Annotated in this window: 14 protein-coding genes; 8 read left to right on the top strand and 6 right to left on the bottom strand. The window is 37.8% G+C overall.

What is annotated here, in order from left to right:
* Positions 1 to 23: 23 nt before the first annotated feature.
* The 4 genes from STA7437_RS18415 to STA7437_RS18400 all read right to left on the bottom strand — a co-directional run bounded on the left by STA7437_RS18415 (position 24) and on the right by STA7437_RS18400 (position 3,730).
* Positions 24 to 752, bottom strand: coding sequence for an SDR family oxidoreductase (locus STA7437_RS18415; RefSeq protein WP_015194903.1), 729 nt, complete (start codon positions 750 to 752; stop codon positions 24 to 26).
* Positions 753 to 1,162: 410 nt separating this feature from the next.
* Positions 1,163 to 2,143 carry an acetyl-CoA carboxylase carboxyltransferase subunit alpha gene (locus STA7437_RS18410; RefSeq protein WP_015194902.1) on the bottom strand — a complete coding sequence of 327 codons (981 nt, stop codon included), beginning with the start codon at positions 2,141 to 2,143 and terminating at the stop codon, positions 1,163 to 1,165.
* Between the two features lie 99 nt (positions 2,144 to 2,242).
* Positions 2,243 to 3,268 (bottom strand): ABC transporter permease, encoded by a 1,026-nt coding sequence (locus STA7437_RS18405; protein ID WP_015194901.1) that lies wholly within the window; start codon positions 3,266 to 3,268, stop codon positions 2,243 to 2,245.
* Positions 3,269 to 3,463: 195 nt separating this feature from the next.
* Positions 3,464 to 3,730, bottom strand: coding sequence for a DUF7219 family protein (locus tag STA7437_RS18400; RefSeq protein ID WP_015194900.1), 267 nt, complete (start codon positions 3,728 to 3,730; stop codon positions 3,464 to 3,466).
* 277 nt (positions 3,731 to 4,007) lie between these two features.
* Here STA7437_RS18400 and purC point away from each other — a divergent pair, with 277 nt between their 5' ends.
* From purC to STA7437_RS25040, 7 genes are all read left to right on the top strand, one after another.
* Positions 4,008 to 4,763: a phosphoribosylaminoimidazolesuccinocarboxamide synthase gene (purC, locus tag STA7437_RS18395; protein WP_015194899.1), complete on the top strand. Its 756-nt coding sequence runs from the start codon at positions 4,008 to 4,010 to the stop codon at positions 4,761 to 4,763.
* Between the two features lie 367 nt (positions 4,764 to 5,130).
* The gene (locus STA7437_RS18390) at positions 5,131 to 7,266 is read left to right on the top strand and encodes a BamA/TamA family outer membrane protein (RefSeq protein ID WP_015194898.1); all 2,136 of its coding nucleotides are present in this window, start codon (positions 5,131 to 5,133) and stop codon (positions 7,264 to 7,266) included.
* 53 nt (positions 7,267 to 7,319) lie between these two features.
* The gene (gene lpxC, locus STA7437_RS18385) at positions 7,320 to 8,150 is read left to right on the top strand and encodes a UDP-3-O-acyl-N-acetylglucosamine deacetylase (protein WP_041620178.1); all 831 of its coding nucleotides are present in this window, start codon (positions 7,320 to 7,322) and stop codon (positions 8,148 to 8,150) included.
* A 6-nt stretch (positions 8,151 to 8,156) separates the two neighbouring features.
* Complete coding sequence (gene fabZ / locus STA7437_RS18380; protein WP_015194896.1) at positions 8,157 to 8,630, top strand: 3-hydroxyacyl-ACP dehydratase FabZ; 474 nt, start codon at positions 8,157 to 8,159, stop codon at positions 8,628 to 8,630.
* Between the two features lie 56 nt (positions 8,631 to 8,686).
* Positions 8,687 to 9,481: an acyl-ACP--UDP-N-acetylglucosamine O-acyltransferase gene (gene lpxA / locus STA7437_RS18375; protein WP_015194895.1), complete on the top strand. Its 795-nt coding sequence runs from the start codon at positions 8,687 to 8,689 to the stop codon at positions 9,479 to 9,481.
* A 3-nt stretch (positions 9,482 to 9,484) separates the two neighbouring features.
* Positions 9,485 to 10,642, top strand: a complete 1,158-nt coding sequence (lpxB, locus tag STA7437_RS18370) for a lipid-A-disaccharide synthase (RefSeq protein WP_015194894.1) — start codon at positions 9,485 to 9,487, stop codon at positions 10,640 to 10,642.
* A 175-nt stretch (positions 10,643 to 10,817) separates the two neighbouring features.
* Positions 10,818 to 11,555: a methyl-accepting chemotaxis protein gene (locus STA7437_RS25040; protein WP_015194893.1), complete on the top strand. Its 738-nt coding sequence runs from the start codon at positions 10,818 to 10,820 to the stop codon at positions 11,553 to 11,555.
* Between the two features lie 90 nt (positions 11,556 to 11,645).
* Here the strand turns inward: STA7437_RS25040 and STA7437_RS26640 are convergent, their stop codons facing one another.
* Complete coding sequence (locus STA7437_RS26640) at positions 11,646 to 11,792, bottom strand: hypothetical protein (RefSeq protein ID WP_171815461.1); 147 nt, start codon at positions 11,790 to 11,792, stop codon at positions 11,646 to 11,648.
* An 85-nt stretch (positions 11,793 to 11,877) separates the two neighbouring features.
* Between STA7437_RS26640 and STA7437_RS18360 the strand changes: the two genes are divergently transcribed.
* Positions 11,878 to 12,396 (top strand): YtxH domain-containing protein, encoded by a 519-nt coding sequence (locus STA7437_RS18360; protein WP_015194892.1) that lies wholly within the window; start codon positions 11,878 to 11,880, stop codon positions 12,394 to 12,396.
* Positions 12,397 to 12,852: 456 nt separating this feature from the next.
* Here the strand turns inward: STA7437_RS18360 and STA7437_RS18355 are convergent, their stop codons facing one another.
* The gene (locus STA7437_RS18355; protein ID WP_015194891.1) at positions 12,853 to 14,202 is read right to left on the bottom strand and encodes an FAD-dependent oxidoreductase; all 1,350 of its coding nucleotides are present in this window, start codon (positions 14,200 to 14,202) and stop codon (positions 12,853 to 12,855) included.
* Positions 14,203 to 14,245: the final 43 nt, after the last annotated feature.

Here is a 14,245-nt window from a genome sequence, read left to right as displayed (position 1 = left end):
ATAGATCGATAACTTTGCCAAGCTTACAAAGCTCCACCACTGGGCATGATTGTTATTTCCTCAATGGTTGCCTGTTGTGGTAGTAAAGCAGCATGAAGAATAGACCGAGCGACAAGCTCTGGTGTTAACATTGCTTCTCGATTAAAATCTGCTTGTACTGTGTCTGTGTCCCAGATTGGAGTATTCACAGCACCAGGAGAAATTGTCATAACTCGAATGCCGTTAGTTCTTTCTTCTACAGCTAAAGTTTTGCTCAAGGCGATGATGCTTGCTTTGCTAACACTATAAACTCCCCATTCGGGAAAAGCCTGATGAGCAGCAATGGAAGCAACATTAATAATTGTGCCTTGATGACGTTGGCGCATCTGAGGCAAAACTCCTTGAATACATTGGAACACACTGGTCAAATTTAAATTGATCACTTGTTGCCAATCAGCTAGAGAAGTTTGGCTTAGTAAATTGGTATATCCAATTCCTGCATTGTTAACCAGAAAATCGATTGGTCCAAATTCTTCTGCGATCGCTTTAAGCTTGGCTTGGACAATCTCAACTTGAGCGAGATCTAATGGATAAACTTGAGCTTCTACCCCCACCGCTCTAACAGCTTCAGCTACTGCTTCCAGCTTATCTAGAGAACGACTAACTAAAGCAAGATTAATTCCTGCTTTAGCAAAGGCAAGAGCAGTTGCCTTACCAATACCACTACTAGCTCCTGTTAAAATTGCTCGCAGTTGATTTGGGGGTGGATTCATCAGAGATACTCATCTTGGTTAATAAATGTTACTTTTGGTGGATAGTTTCTCAGAAAAAAACTGTCATAGAGATTGAAACTGATCTGTTTCTCCCTTGACTATCACTAATTTTTTGATGACATCTAATGAAGTGCCATCGCTGAGAAATACTTGACAACGAAATGTGCCGAAACAACCTCGGCATACAAAATCGCCGTGTTGACAATATAAACCTGTGTTCAAATTGGTTGACTTTGTCTTCCACCAAGACTGCTATTTTGATTAAAATAGGCTGAATGATAATTGGTAAAAACCAATTAGAGCAACCAGTTTTTTTAAAGGAATTGTTACAAATTGTTGCCTCAGTTATTATAACACTCTCAGATTTTTAAATTAATACTGTTTTTATAATTTCGCTCTCAGCCAAACTTTTAATGATGAAGTTCTTCAAATTTTCCCATTTGACGAAATTTTTGATATCGCAATTGTTTTCTTTGTTCTGTGGTCATTTCTGATAACTGTTCCAAATTTACCCACAGTGCTTGTTTGAGGGTTGCTGCTGCTTCTAAGGGTTCGGCGTGCGCCCCACTAGTAGGTTCGGGCAAAATTTGATCGATTAAACCCAATTCTTGTAAATCCCAAGAAGTAATTTTTAAAGCAGAGGCAGCTTGATCGGCTTTTTTGGCGTCTTTCCACAAAATGGCAGCACAAGCTTCGGGACTAGCTACAGTGTACACTGAGTGTTCAAACATCAACAAGCGGTCAGCGACCCCAATACCCAAAGCACCTCCTGAACCACCTTCCCCAATTACCGTACAAATAATTGGCACATCGAAACTAAACATTTCTCTCAGATTATAGGCGATCGCTTCTCCTTGACCTAGTCTTTCTCCTTCGACACCAGGGTTAGCACCAGGAGTATCAATAAAAGTCAAGACCGGCATTTTAAATTTATTGGCGTGTTCCATTAAACGGATCGCTTTGCGATAACCACCAGGGGAAGCCATCCCAAAATTACGGACAATATTATCTTTAGTATCTCTACCTTTTTGATGACCTAACATCACGACTGGTCTACCATTGAGGCGAGCCACACCACCGATTAAAGCTGGATCGTCTGAACCAGAGCGATCGCCATGTAACTCTAGCCATTCGTCAGTAATTGCCTGAATATAATCTAAAGTACTGGGACGACGTGGATGACGGGCTAATTGCAATCTCTGTGCTGGGGTGAGAGTGCTAAAAATTTCTTTGCGCAGTTGCTCTGCTCTAGCTTCTAGTTGAGCAATTTCTTCTGAGACATCAACTTGGTTTTCTGCTGCTAGTTCGCGAATCTGATCGATTCTTGATTCTAATTCACAAAGAGGCTTTTCAAAATCTAATAAAAATATTCTGCGCTCAGTTTTGGGCATAGTATACTTTAAATTCGTCGGCAATGTACCTGTAAAACATCATTATCCTCTATTGTGCTTTTTTTTATAAAAATTTGTTAACAAAAAACCTGCTTGATTTTAATAGCGAATGCGAGGATCGATATAAGCATTAATCAAATCAATGCAAATACTAGCAATTGTGACAATTACACCGAAAAATACCATAATTCCTTGAACAGTTGGATAATCTCTCAGAGAAATTGCTTCATAAAGGCGATTACCAAGTCCAGGCCAAGAAAAAGTTACCTCCGTCAAAACTGCACCACCTAATAAAGCTGCAAAAGTTAAACCCAACACGGTAATAACAGGAATCAAAGCATTTTTAAAGGCATGAGAGAATAAAATTGTTTTTTCTGGAATTCCCCGCGCTCTGGCAGCTTCAACATAATCTGCTTGTAAAGTTTGCTTCAAATTAACTCTGACAATTCGCTCAAAAATACCACTAAGAAGAATACCTAATGTAACACAGGGTAATGCTAGATAATGTAAAGCAGTTAATAGCATCCCAACATTACCTGTCAAAATACTATCAATGGTGTACAAACCAGTTAGAGTAGGTGGAGTAACCGCGTTAACGGGAAAACGAGTTCCTAAAGGAAACCAATTTAATTGCACCGAAAAAATCAACTGTAAAATCATCCCTACCCAAAACAAAGGAAGGGAATAAGTAATAATGCCAAATAATCTTCCGCCCACATCCCAACCAGTACGTGGAAAAGAAGCGGAGATTATTCCTACACCAACTCCGACAATTAAGGCTACTGCCATACTAAAACAAGCAAGCTCTACCGTTGCAGGAAAATACTCTTTAATCACATCCCAGACAAACAAACCTCGACTGGTAAGAGAAGTTCCCAAATTAAACTGAAATAAATCGCCTAAATAATGAACGTATTGAATTGGGAGAGGAGCAGTTAACCCTAATTGTTCTCTTAAGGCTGCTTTAGCTGCTTCAGGAGCGCGAGTGCCTAAAATAGCATCGGCAGGATCTCCTGGAGTTGCCCTTAGAAGTAAAAATACTACTGTAGTAATTGTCCACAGCATTAAAGGAGCTAACAACAAACGAGCAATAATGTAATATTGCAAAGCTTTCGAGCGAGACATTAATTTTGTCCTTTGTGATTAGTTGTTGGTTATTCGTCACTTCGCAGCACCACTAGCGATCGCTTAAGGCGAAAGACTCACTATATGCCTTTGTCGTTTGTCATTGGTGGTGTGTTTATTACCAATAATTAATGACTATTTACCAGTTATCAATCCACCATTAACCATTAACAATCAATTAATGACAATTAAGTTTTACTCCAATTCTTGGTCATGATCAAACGGTTTTTTGCCAATGCCTAATTCTTTTTTGCTGCGTTTGAGTTGTTTCCACAAAGATTTAATTTGTTTGTAAGCTTCTTCAGAAGGTAGCTTACCTCCAGTTTCCAAATTACAAATATAACTGACTTTATGAGCAAACTCTTGCAAATTAGCGTTAAAAACAAGATTTTCGGGTTGAACTTGACCGTGATATGAGTTGCGAGGATAAAGAAAATTATATTTATCGTGATTATCTGCCATTGTTAATTTCCTATATTAAGTAAATTTGTTTTTATTAACTTGTACTACGCTAACTTTTTAATTATGACGATTACCTAATTTAGATAGATGAGTGTTGGCTACCGAAACTGTAGCGTTCTACATTTACTTATAATGCTTACTGACATAAAATGCATCGGGAAAAAATCAGTTTCCTTAATGAGTATATTATTTGCTCCAGCTAATGTCATGTTAACTTTTTCTTAACCTGTGGTTAAGCAAAGATTAAAACAAAGTCAGACAAATAAACTAGATAACTATGTTGCAGACAGAAAAACTTTACGAAGGCAAAGCTAAAATTCTTTATCAGACAAAAGACCCTTTCATACTACTGAGTGTTTATAAAGATGATGCTACTGCGTTTAATGCACAGAAAAAAGGACAAATTTACGGTAAAGGAGCAATTAACTGTAACATAGCAGCAGCCTTGTTTGAGTGGTTAGAGTCGTTCGGGATTCCAACTCATTACATCGACACGCCAGCACCCAATCAAATGCGAGTCAAGGCGGTCAAAATAATACCCCTTGAGGTAGTAGTGAGAAATATTGCTGCGGGTAGCCTTTGTCGTCAAACAGGATTACCAGAAGGTCAAGTGTTACCTGTTCCTTTAGTAGAGTATTATCTAAAAAACGATCAATTAGGAGATCCTTTATTAACACGCGATCGCATTTTCTTATTAGAGATTGTTACTCAGGAACAACTACAAGAAATTGAGGAGATAGCATTAAAAATTAATCAATATCTCCAAGATTTTTTTAATCGTTGCGAAATTACTTTGGTTGATTTTAAATTAGAATTTGGTCACGATGCGGAACAAAAAATTCTCTTAGCTGACGAAATTAGTCCTGATACTTGTCGTCTTTGGGATCAAAAAGAAAGCGATCCCCAAGCCAGAGTAATGGATAAAGATCGTTTTCGGAAAGATTTGGGACAAATAGAATCTGCTTATCAACAAGTACAAGCAAGAGTTTTAGCTCAGATCGAACAAATCCGAAACTCAACCCCTCAGCAGTAAACAAGCAGTTAATCTTAGCTGATCTTTTAGTAGAGATTTTTATCTTTTACTGTTTTTTTTCTTTTATGACCTAAAAATGTAGTCTGGTAACAAAAAGGAAACTAATTATTTCCTGTGGAGTCATTTGGGTAAAATTGGTTATCTCACATCTTGGACTAAGTATGATGCTAAACCTATATGTTTATGTTGAAGACCACACTCAAACAAAAATATTTTTCAATGTTTAGCTACAGATACAACCAAACCAAGCCAAGATCTTGAGTTAACTCAGGATAAAAACTGCTACATTATTGATCGCTCAATTGGGTGTGTGGAAGTGATAGAAAAACCAAGAAACTTTAGTTTGTCCCCTGCTTTAGCAATTCTCATGGCAACCTCTTATTCCCTAAGTTTGCCTTTAGCTGCTAGAGGGGAAGTCGTGCCAAATTCCGTTATTAGTCAAAGGGAAAATCAAGCAAAAATTCCTATTCTCAACAAACCACTTAAGCCACAAGTTATCATCTCCACAAACAAGACTAATTATCTTGCCCAGACTGATTTTCCTGATAATCAATCTCCTCAACTCGAAATTCCGCTTGATAATGGTCAACCTCCAAATGTACCTGATTCCGAACAACAACCTCCCCAAATAGAGAATCAAACACCACCGACTGAAAATCAACCAACGCCTCCAAATCAAACTCAACCAAATGATACCGAACAAACACCAGCACAAGCACCAGAACCTCGTGTGTTAGTAGCTGAAGTTTCTGTGGTAGGTGCTGATGATGAACTAGAAGATATTGTTTACGAAACGATTAACACTCAACCAGGAAGAACTACTACTCGTTCTCAACTACAAGAAGATGTTAATGCAGTTTATGCAACAGGATTCTTCCAAGACGTACAAGTCACACCAGAAGATACACCTTTGGGAGTCAGAATTACTTTTGCAGTTCAACCCAATCCCATTCTCAACCAAGTCGTAATCGAAACTGTTCCCCCAGAAGGAAATCGAGTTTTACCAGCAGAACAAGTAGATAAAATTTTCGCTAATAACTACGGTAGAATTCTGAATCTCAGAGATTTGCAAAACGGAATTAAGCAATTAAATCAATGGTATACCCAAAATGGTTATGAACTAGCTCAGGTGGTTGGCGCACCGCAAGTTTCTCCTGATGGTACAGTCACTTTGGTGGTAGCTGAAGGGGTTATCGAAGATATTCAAGTAAGATATTTTGATGAAGAAGACGAACCAATCGATGGGAAAACTCGTGATTTTATTATTACTCGCGAAATTGAATTAGAACCTGGAGATGTCTTCAAACGGGATACGGCGCAAAGAGATTTACAACGAGTGTTTGGCTTGGGTATTTTTGAAGATGCTCGTTTTTCTTTTAGTCCAGGAGAAGACCCCCGTAAAGTAGTAGTTAATGTTGATGTAGTTGAAAGTAATACGGGTTCAGTAGCAGCAGGGGCGGGTTTTAGTTCTTCTAGTGGTTTATTTGGTACTGTTAGTTATCAACAAAAAAATCTAGGCGGAAATAATCAAACCCTTGGTGCAGAGGTACAACTAGGGCAAAGAGAATTATTATTTGATGTTAGTTTTAGTGATCCTTGGATTGGAGGAGATCCTTTCCGTACTTCTTATACAGTAAATGCTTTTCGTCGTCGTTCTATTTCTCTGGTATTTGATGGTGATGAGAATGATATTAGGACTGCTAACGAAGATGATAGTCCTAGAGTTGTACGTACTGGCGGAGGAATTAATTTTTCTCGTCCTCTTTCGAGAGATCCTTTTAAAAAGGCAGATTGGACTTTATCAACTGGGTTTCAATATCAACGGGTTCAGATTGAAAATGCCGATGGTGAGATTGCACCTCTGTCTAGGCCACAAGATGGAAGTCAGAATTTAGCTTTCAGTGACAGTGGAGAAGACGATCTTTTTACTCTGCGTTTTGGAGCTACACGCGATCGCCGTAATAATAATTTACAACCTACTCAAGGTTCTTTGTTGCGATTAGGAGTAGACCAAACTATTCCGATTGGTTCAGGTAGTATTTTGTTTAATCGAATTAGAGGTAGTTACAGTTATTATATTCCGATCGATTTTATTAGTTTTAGTGAAGGCCCTCAAGCTTTAGCTTTGAATCTTCAAGCAGGGACGGTATTAGGCGATTTACCTCCTTATGAGGCTTTTGTTCTTGGTGGTAGTAATTCGGTACGAGGTTATGCAGAGGGGGAAGTTGGTAGCGGACGCAGTTATGTCCAAGCTACAGCAGAATATCGTTTTCCAATCTTCTCGATTGTCGGTGGTGCTTTATTTTTAGATTATGGTACTACTCTCGGTTCAGATGGTGCTGTTCCTGGCGAACCTTCACAAGTTAGAGATTTACCTGGAAGCGGTTTTGGTTATGGTGCTGGTGTTAGGGTACAATCTCCTCTTGGTCAAATTAGGGTTGATTATGCCATTAACGATGAGGGAGATAATCGGATTCATTTTGGTATTGGCGAGAGGTTTTAATCAGTTATTTAGTAGAGACGTAGCAGGCGTCCCTACACATGTTGCTTATATCAATGGGTAATACATTAAAAACAGCTTTTGAATTGTCAGGGGTGGGTTTGCATTCGGGTGAAACTACCACTGTTAAAGTTCTTCCTGATGAATCTAATCAGGGAAGATATTTTGTCCGAGTCGATTTACCTAATCAACCTATTATTCCAGCTACAGTTCAAGCTGTGAGTCAGACAACTCTTTCCACTGAATTAGCTCAAGGAGAAGCTAAAGTGAGAACGGTTGAACACTTACTAGCATCTTTAGCAGCAAGTGGAGTTGATGATGCTCGTATCGAAATTGATGGGGCAGAAGTTCCTTTGTTAGATGGTTCGGCAAAGTTATGGCTAGAAGCGATCGCTGCTGTGGGAATTGTTTCTTCTGTTTGTGATCGTTCTCCTTGGTTACTGCGACAACCTATCTGGATTCAAGAAGGAGATGCTTTTGTGGCTGCCTTACCTAGTCCAGAAACTCGTTTTACTTATGGCATTGACTTTCCTTATAGTGCGATCGCTAATCAATGGCATAGTTGGAGTTGCCAGGAAGGTAATTTTGCTCAAGAAGTAGCCCCAGCTAGGACTTTTGGCTTGGCAGAACAGATTGAACATCTACAACAAGCTGGTTTAATTCGAGGTGGTAGTTTAGAAAATGCTTTGGTTTGTAGTAAGTCAGGGTGGCTCAATCCCCCTTTAAGATTTACGAATGAACCAGCCCGTCATAAACTATTAGATTTAGTAGGAGATCTGAGTTTACTGGGCAGATTTCCTCAAGCTCATTTTCTTGCTTATAAAGCAAGTCATAAGTTACATATTCAACTGGCAAGAACTTTGGCTGATCTTGATCAATTAAATTAATTTAAAATGTCAACTGTTACTGAAAATAATCAAATAACTGCTACTCAAACAACTCTGACCATTGAGGAAATTCACCGTCTATTACCTCATCGTTATCCGTTTGCTTTGGTCGACCGTATTCTTGAGTATGTACCTGGTCAAAAAGCAGTAGGACTGAAAAATGTTACTTTTAATGAACCTTATTTTCCTGGACACATTCCTAGCCGTCCTTTGATGCCTGGGGTTTTAATGGTAGAAGCAATGGCACAAGTAGGAGGAATCGTTCTCGTACAATTACCTGGTATGGAGGGTAAATTCTTTGCTTTTGCAGGAATTGATAAGGTGCGTTTTCGTCGTCCAGTTATTCCTGGAGATCAATTAATTATGACTGTGGAACTTTTATCCTTTAAACAGAATCGTATTGCCAAAATGCAGGGAAAAGGAGAAGTAGACGGTCAACTTGCGGTTCAAGGGGATATGATGTTTTCCTTGATTGATTAATCTTTTCTCCTGTAAGCTGTTAGCTGTAATTTTTCTTAATAAAATTGATTACTCTCTTGAGTGGCTTAATTCATCCTACTGCTGTAATTGACCCCAAAGCTGAACTAGATTCCACAGTTCAGGTCAAACCCTATGCTGTAATTGGGGCTGACGTTAAAATTGGGGCAAATACTGTGGTTGGTTCTCATGCCATTATCGAAGGACCAACCGAAATAGGCAAACATAATCAAATTTTTCCAGGGGCTGCGATTGGTTTAGAACCTCAAGATTTAAAATATCAAGGGGCAAAAAGTAAAGTGATTATTGGCGATCGCAATCGCATCCGTGAGTATGTTACGATTAATCGGGCTACGGAGGAGGATGAAGCAACTATCATCGGTAATGACAATCTTTTGATGGCTTATTCCCATGTTGCCCACAATTGCATCATTGAAAATGACGTCATTATTGCTAATAATGTGGCAATGGCTGGTCATGTCAAAATTGAATCAATGGCAGTGATTAGTGGAGTCTTGGGAGTTCATCAATTCGTTCATGTTGGACGAATGGCAATGGTGGCGGGAATGAGTCGGATTAGTCGCGATGTTCCTCCTTATATGTTAGTAGAAGGAAATCCTGCGCGAGTGCGATCGCTAAATTTGGTGGCACTGAAAAGAAGGGGTTTTTCTCATTCGGAAATTAGTAAGTTAAAACAAGCTTTTCGTTTACTCTATCATGAAGGTATTCCTTTAGATAAAGCGATCGCACAATTAGAAATACTGACTGAAAGTGAAGCAATTGGACACCTAAGAGATTTTCTTCAGAGTTCTATTGCTGATGGTAGAAGAGGTTTAATTCCCGGACAAAAATAAATAATGCGTATTTTTATTAGTACTGGAGAAATTTCTGGGGATTTGCAAGGGGCGATGTTAATCGATGCTCTTCAACGTCAGGCAAGAGCGAAAAACATTCCTCTAGAAATTACCGCTTTAGGTGGTAGTCGCATGGCAGCAGCGGGGGCTAATTTACTCGCAGATACTACCAAAATTAGTTCAATTGGTTTGTTGGAAGCTGTACCTTTTATTCTGCCAACCTTAGAAGTTCAAAAGCGTGCTAAAAAATATTTGCAAGCTAATCCTCCAGATATTTTAATTCTAATTGATTATCCGGGACCCAATTTAGTAATTGGGAAATATGTCCGCGCCAATCTACCAAACGTCAAAATAATTTATTATATTGCTCCTCAAGATTGGGCGGTGCCAATGTTAGGTCATGCCAAACATCTGGAAAAAATTGTAGATCGAATTTTGGCAATTTTTCCTGCGGAAGCTGATTATTTTCAGTCCCAAGGAATAGATGTAAAATGGGTTGGTCATCCCTTATTAGACCGCATCAAAACTGCTCCCAATCGTCAACAAGCGCGGGAATTATTAGGTATCAAATCGAAACAATTAATTATTACTTTACTGCCTGCTTCGAGAAGACAAGAATTAAAATATTTACTGCCCGTAATTTTGACAGCAGCACGAGAAATTCAAAATAAATTACCTGATGTTCATTTCTTAATTCCTGTGGTTTTAACAGATTATGAACAAAAAATTGCAACAGCCGTACAACAATATAATTTATCGGCAACTTTATTAAAAAATCAAACTTTATCAGCGATCGCGGCAGCCGATTTAGCTATTACTAAATCAGGTACAGTTAATTTAGAAATTGCTTTACTTAATATTCCTCAAGTAGTTTTGTATCGGATTCATCCATTTACTGCTTGGCTCGCTCGCAGTTTGCTCAAGTTTAAAATTCCTTTAATGTCACCAACTAATTTATTAGTTAATCAAAAAATTGTTCCAGAATTACAACAGGAAGAAGCTACTTCTACAGCAGTTGTTACTGAAACTTTAAACTTACTTTTAAATGAAAAAAATCAGCGTAAACTGCAACAAGATTATCAACAAATGCGTTCTTTATTAGGAGAAGAAGGAGTATGCGATCGCGCTGCTAGTCAGATTTTGACTTTAGTTAAACTATAACTACTATTTTGTAGCATAACCCAAGTTAAGATATTGGTATCAATACTCAGCAAAAAATTTTTCATAACGCCTGACTAAAGTTGGAGTTTTATCTACGACTAAAGAGCGATTAGCTTCTTTCACTGGCTTACTAATTTATTAGTAAGTAATCAATCGCTCATCCAAGGTAACAATTATGATTAGCAACAACCGACCTTCAACAGTTCGCGATGACGAATATTATCAACCAATCGATACAGAGCAATCTTATGCTCGTTCAACAGTTTCTCGTCCAATCGAACCAAAACAAGAGTCGTTTGCTAATAAGCGCGACTTTGAAGGTAGGTCAGAAGACAAAAATCTCAATCCCATTTTAGCAGGGGCATTATTGGGAGGACTAATCGGTGTTTCTGTAGGCGCATTAACTGGTCTTTTTGGAGGTAAAAAAGCTTCTCAAGGCTTTAACCATACTGTAAAAGGGGTAGGAGATGGCATCAAAACCGTTGGTGAAGGTCTAGGGGAGACAGCAAAAGGTTTAGGAAACGTAGTTAAGAGTGTTGGTGAAGGTGTGACTTATGCTGTGGTTGGTAGCACCAAGGAAGTAGCACGGGGAATAAATGAAGGAACAAAGCAGGCAGCAGATGCTGTACAAAGTACTGCCGAAGATATTAACCAAGTTGTCAAAGGAACGACTAATTCCGTCAAAACTTCCAGCGAAAATCTCACACAAACAGTAAATAACGTAGCAGATTCTGTCAAAAATTCTAGCGAAACTAGTACACAAAAGATAAATAATGTAGCAGATTCTGTCAAAAATGCTGCGGAAGATGCCGACCAATCTCTAGAAAATCAACGCTTTGAAGAAGAAGTTTTCCAAACGGATTATGAAAATCCCCTCTCATATAACCCTCCTAACCCTCCCGAATCTTATTAAAGAGCGATGCCAAGAGAGGCCGAGTTAATTTGAGATGCCAAATCACTATCAATCGTTCAAATTCTTTCGATTGAGTTTTAAGTAACGACATTAAATTGGCGCGGTAGGATTACCACCGTGAGATGGCAGACGAAACTTAAAGGCGGGAAGAGATTCTCGCCTCTTGCCTCCTCTAATTTCGTAAATTGAATTATTTTCCAGACTGATCAATATATTTCCAACTTGGCAATCATTCACCAATCTCAAAACCTGATAATTTTAGCTTCAATTCTATTCTTTGATCAACAAAAAAACTAATCAATTGTATGCAAGGAAATGAAAAATGACTAGTAGCAATCAACCTCTAATTGATGAGCAAAACAATTTTACAGAATCGACATACCAAGCAACTACCGAGCAATACAATACACAGACAACACCCAACAATGGGCTGAATAGGTTAATATCTGGCGTAATAATTGGTGCAACTTTAGGAGGAATAGCTAGTATTTTAACTAATAAAAATTCTGTTGCTCGCATCAATAAAAACATCAAAGATATTGGCAATACCGTCAAAAAAACAGCGATAAACATTAATGACACCATACAAGATATTGGTGATGCGGTTCAGAGTGTCGCGACAGGTGTTAATGATACTTATCGGGATGTGGAACGTACAATAGCAGTTACCGCTGTGGACGTTAATGCGACTGTTAAAGATGCTGTAAATGTTGTTAAAAACCCGATTAACTATAATGTTCAATCTAGTCCAACTAGCAACGAAACTAGCACTAAACAAGCCAATATCAATGGAACGCTTTATAAACTAGTACCTATTGACCAAGAGCAAGTAGGTGAATAAATCTTACTCCTGCTAATTCTAAGATCAAATCCGATTCAATAACCTCAATAACTAGTGCGTGCGCGGATGGTGCATCCGTCTCGCCCACAACTTTTATTAGTCGCACTACAAATTATGACTAATTAAACGGATTTGATCTAGCCTTTCTCGCTCTTAGTGAGGTACATCTATGAACATTTATCGGTAGAGACGTGTCTTGGTGAGCGTTCCTTTGCGCCCGCAGGTGAGCCAGCGCGGTCTTGGAGTATCCCCAAGTGGAGCGACTGGCGTGGCGCAGGGTCTCACCGCAACATGTTACATCTGTACACCAGTTACTAATTACTAATTATGAGAGATTAATAATCAACAATCAACCTCACCGAAGGTGCGCGTAGCGACCAACCATTAACAATTAACTATCAACAAAAACCACTACTTTCGCCTGTGTTTCATTTAATTGACAAACGCTATATAATCTTATTTACTCATAACTTGATTAACTAATAAATCATCTAAAAATTGTTTTTTATTAAAACTATATTCACCACCCAAAAAAACAATTAACTTCTCCGTATCATCGTAAGCATTTTGTAAACAAGTCGATGCACCTGGAGAAGGAGTAATATTAAAAATAGCGCGATCGCCTGTTAGTTTAGCTTCGCCCATTTCTAAACTTTGGGTTTTCAAATTGACAATTTGTGGTCGAATTCCACCGTATCCTTGAGCAAATTCTAAATCTTTTAATTGAATTGTCGGAATAATTTTTCTAACTTCTTTGATAAATAATCTTTTACCAATGAAGGGTAAATCGTAGATAAAATTTAAAACAATATATCTAAAAATAATCGGGTCAGCCAGAATTTTTAAAAAGCTAGTAATCGCCTTAATACTTAATCCTGCGGTTTGAAAATATTCCCAAACAGTCGTATAATTATGACGTTCTAACATGGGTAAAACTTTTGCCGTTGGACCAAATCTAGTTCTAGTGAGATCGTCCACTTCAGGATCGCCATGAATAGCTGCAAAAGGTAATTTTTGTAATTGAACAGTATAAACTTTACCGTTGAGAACTTCGGGAGCAAAATAAAAACTACCAGCTACACTTAAAAGTGCATAATCTAAACCATATCCCAAAGATTTAGCAAATAAAAGACTGTGCGCTCCTGCCATTACTGCGATCGCTTTAGTAATAATAGTTTTTCCCTCAATATTTAAATAATAATAATTTCCTTGTTTAATAATTTGAGTAACTTTTTTTCCCATCATCAAATCAATGGTTTTTGTCTTATTATTTAAAGCATTGTTTAAAAAAGATTGAGCCAATTTTTGAAAATCAATTGTATAACCTTCAGGTGTATATAAAGCTAAAATTTGTTCTTGTGTATCTCTTCCTTGTAAAACCCGAGGTTCAATTTGAGCAATTTCTGTGCGATCAATTAATTTTAGCTCTGGAAATAATTGTTTAAACTCTTGATATCTTTCTTGAAGTTTAGCTACTTGTTCTTTACCAACAGCTAAAACCATTTTGTGATATTTAGTATAAATCTTTTGTTGAGGATCATTATTCAAAAGATAATATTTAACTAAGCTTGCTGCCTGATTAACTTTTTCCGCTTTGGCTAAAGTGTAATTGGTTTCAATATCACCGAAATGAAGTGTTTGACTATTACTATTTTTATGAGAATTAACTAAAGCTACATCTGTATTTTTTTCGATTAAGGCAATTTTATTAATATTAGTATATTTGCTCAACGTATAAAGTAAAGCAGTTCCACAAACACCCGCACCAATAATTGCTACTTCATAAGTATTCTGTTGATTATTCATTATTATTACTATTTAGCAATACCAAATTTATCAATCTTACTTT

The sequence above is a fragment of the Stanieria cyanosphaera PCC 7437 genome, from assembly GCF_000317575.1.
Taxonomy (GTDB): Bacteria; Cyanobacteriota; Cyanobacteriia; order Cyanobacteriales; family Xenococcaceae; genus Stanieria; species Stanieria cyanosphaera.
The sequence above is the reverse complement of the archived record's forward strand: the minus strand, read 5'-3'. Positions and strand labels throughout refer to the sequence as shown.

What these genes read in the sequence shown, in the direction of transcription:
- STA7437_RS25040 (WP_015194893.1), top strand. Translation starts at nt 10,818, where the DNA reads ATGATTAGCAACAACCGACCTTCAACAGTTCGCGATGACGAATATTAT.
- STA7437_RS18405 (WP_015194901.1), bottom strand. Translation starts at nt 3,268, where the DNA reads ATGTCTCGCTCGAAAGCTTTGCAATATTACATTATTGCTCGTTTGTTG.
- purC (WP_015194899.1), top strand. Translation starts at nt 4,008, where the DNA reads ATGTTGCAGACAGAAAAACTTTACGAAGGCAAAGCTAAAATTCTTTAT.
- lpxC (WP_041620178.1), top strand. Translation starts at nt 7,320, where the DNA reads ATGGGTAATACATTAAAAACAGCTTTTGAATTGTCAGGGGTGGGTTTG.
- lpxB (WP_015194894.1), top strand. Translation starts at nt 9,485, where the DNA reads ATGCGTATTTTTATTAGTACTGGAGAAATTTCTGGGGATTTGCAAGGG.
- STA7437_RS18415 (WP_015194903.1), bottom strand. Translation starts at nt 752, where the DNA reads ATGAATCCACCCCCAAATCAACTGCGAGCAATTTTAACAGGAGCTAGT.
- STA7437_RS18410 (WP_015194902.1), bottom strand. Translation starts at nt 2,143, where the DNA reads ATGCCCAAAACTGAGCGCAGAATATTTTTATTAGATTTTGAAAAGCCT.
- STA7437_RS18390 (WP_015194898.1), top strand. Translation starts at nt 5,131, where the DNA reads ATGGCAACCTCTTATTCCCTAAGTTTGCCTTTAGCTGCTAGAGGGGAA.
- fabZ (WP_015194896.1), top strand. Translation starts at nt 8,157, where the DNA reads ATGTCAACTGTTACTGAAAATAATCAAATAACTGCTACTCAAACAACT.
- STA7437_RS18355 (WP_015194891.1), bottom strand. Translation starts at nt 14,202, where the DNA reads ATGAATAATCAACAGAATACTTATGAAGTAGCAATTATTGGTGCGGGT.
- STA7437_RS18400 (WP_015194900.1), bottom strand. Translation starts at nt 3,730, where the DNA reads ATGGCAGATAATCACGATAAATATAATTTTCTTTATCCTCGCAACTCA.
- STA7437_RS18360 (WP_015194892.1), top strand. Translation starts at nt 11,878, where the DNA reads ATGACTAGTAGCAATCAACCTCTAATTGATGAGCAAAACAATTTTACA.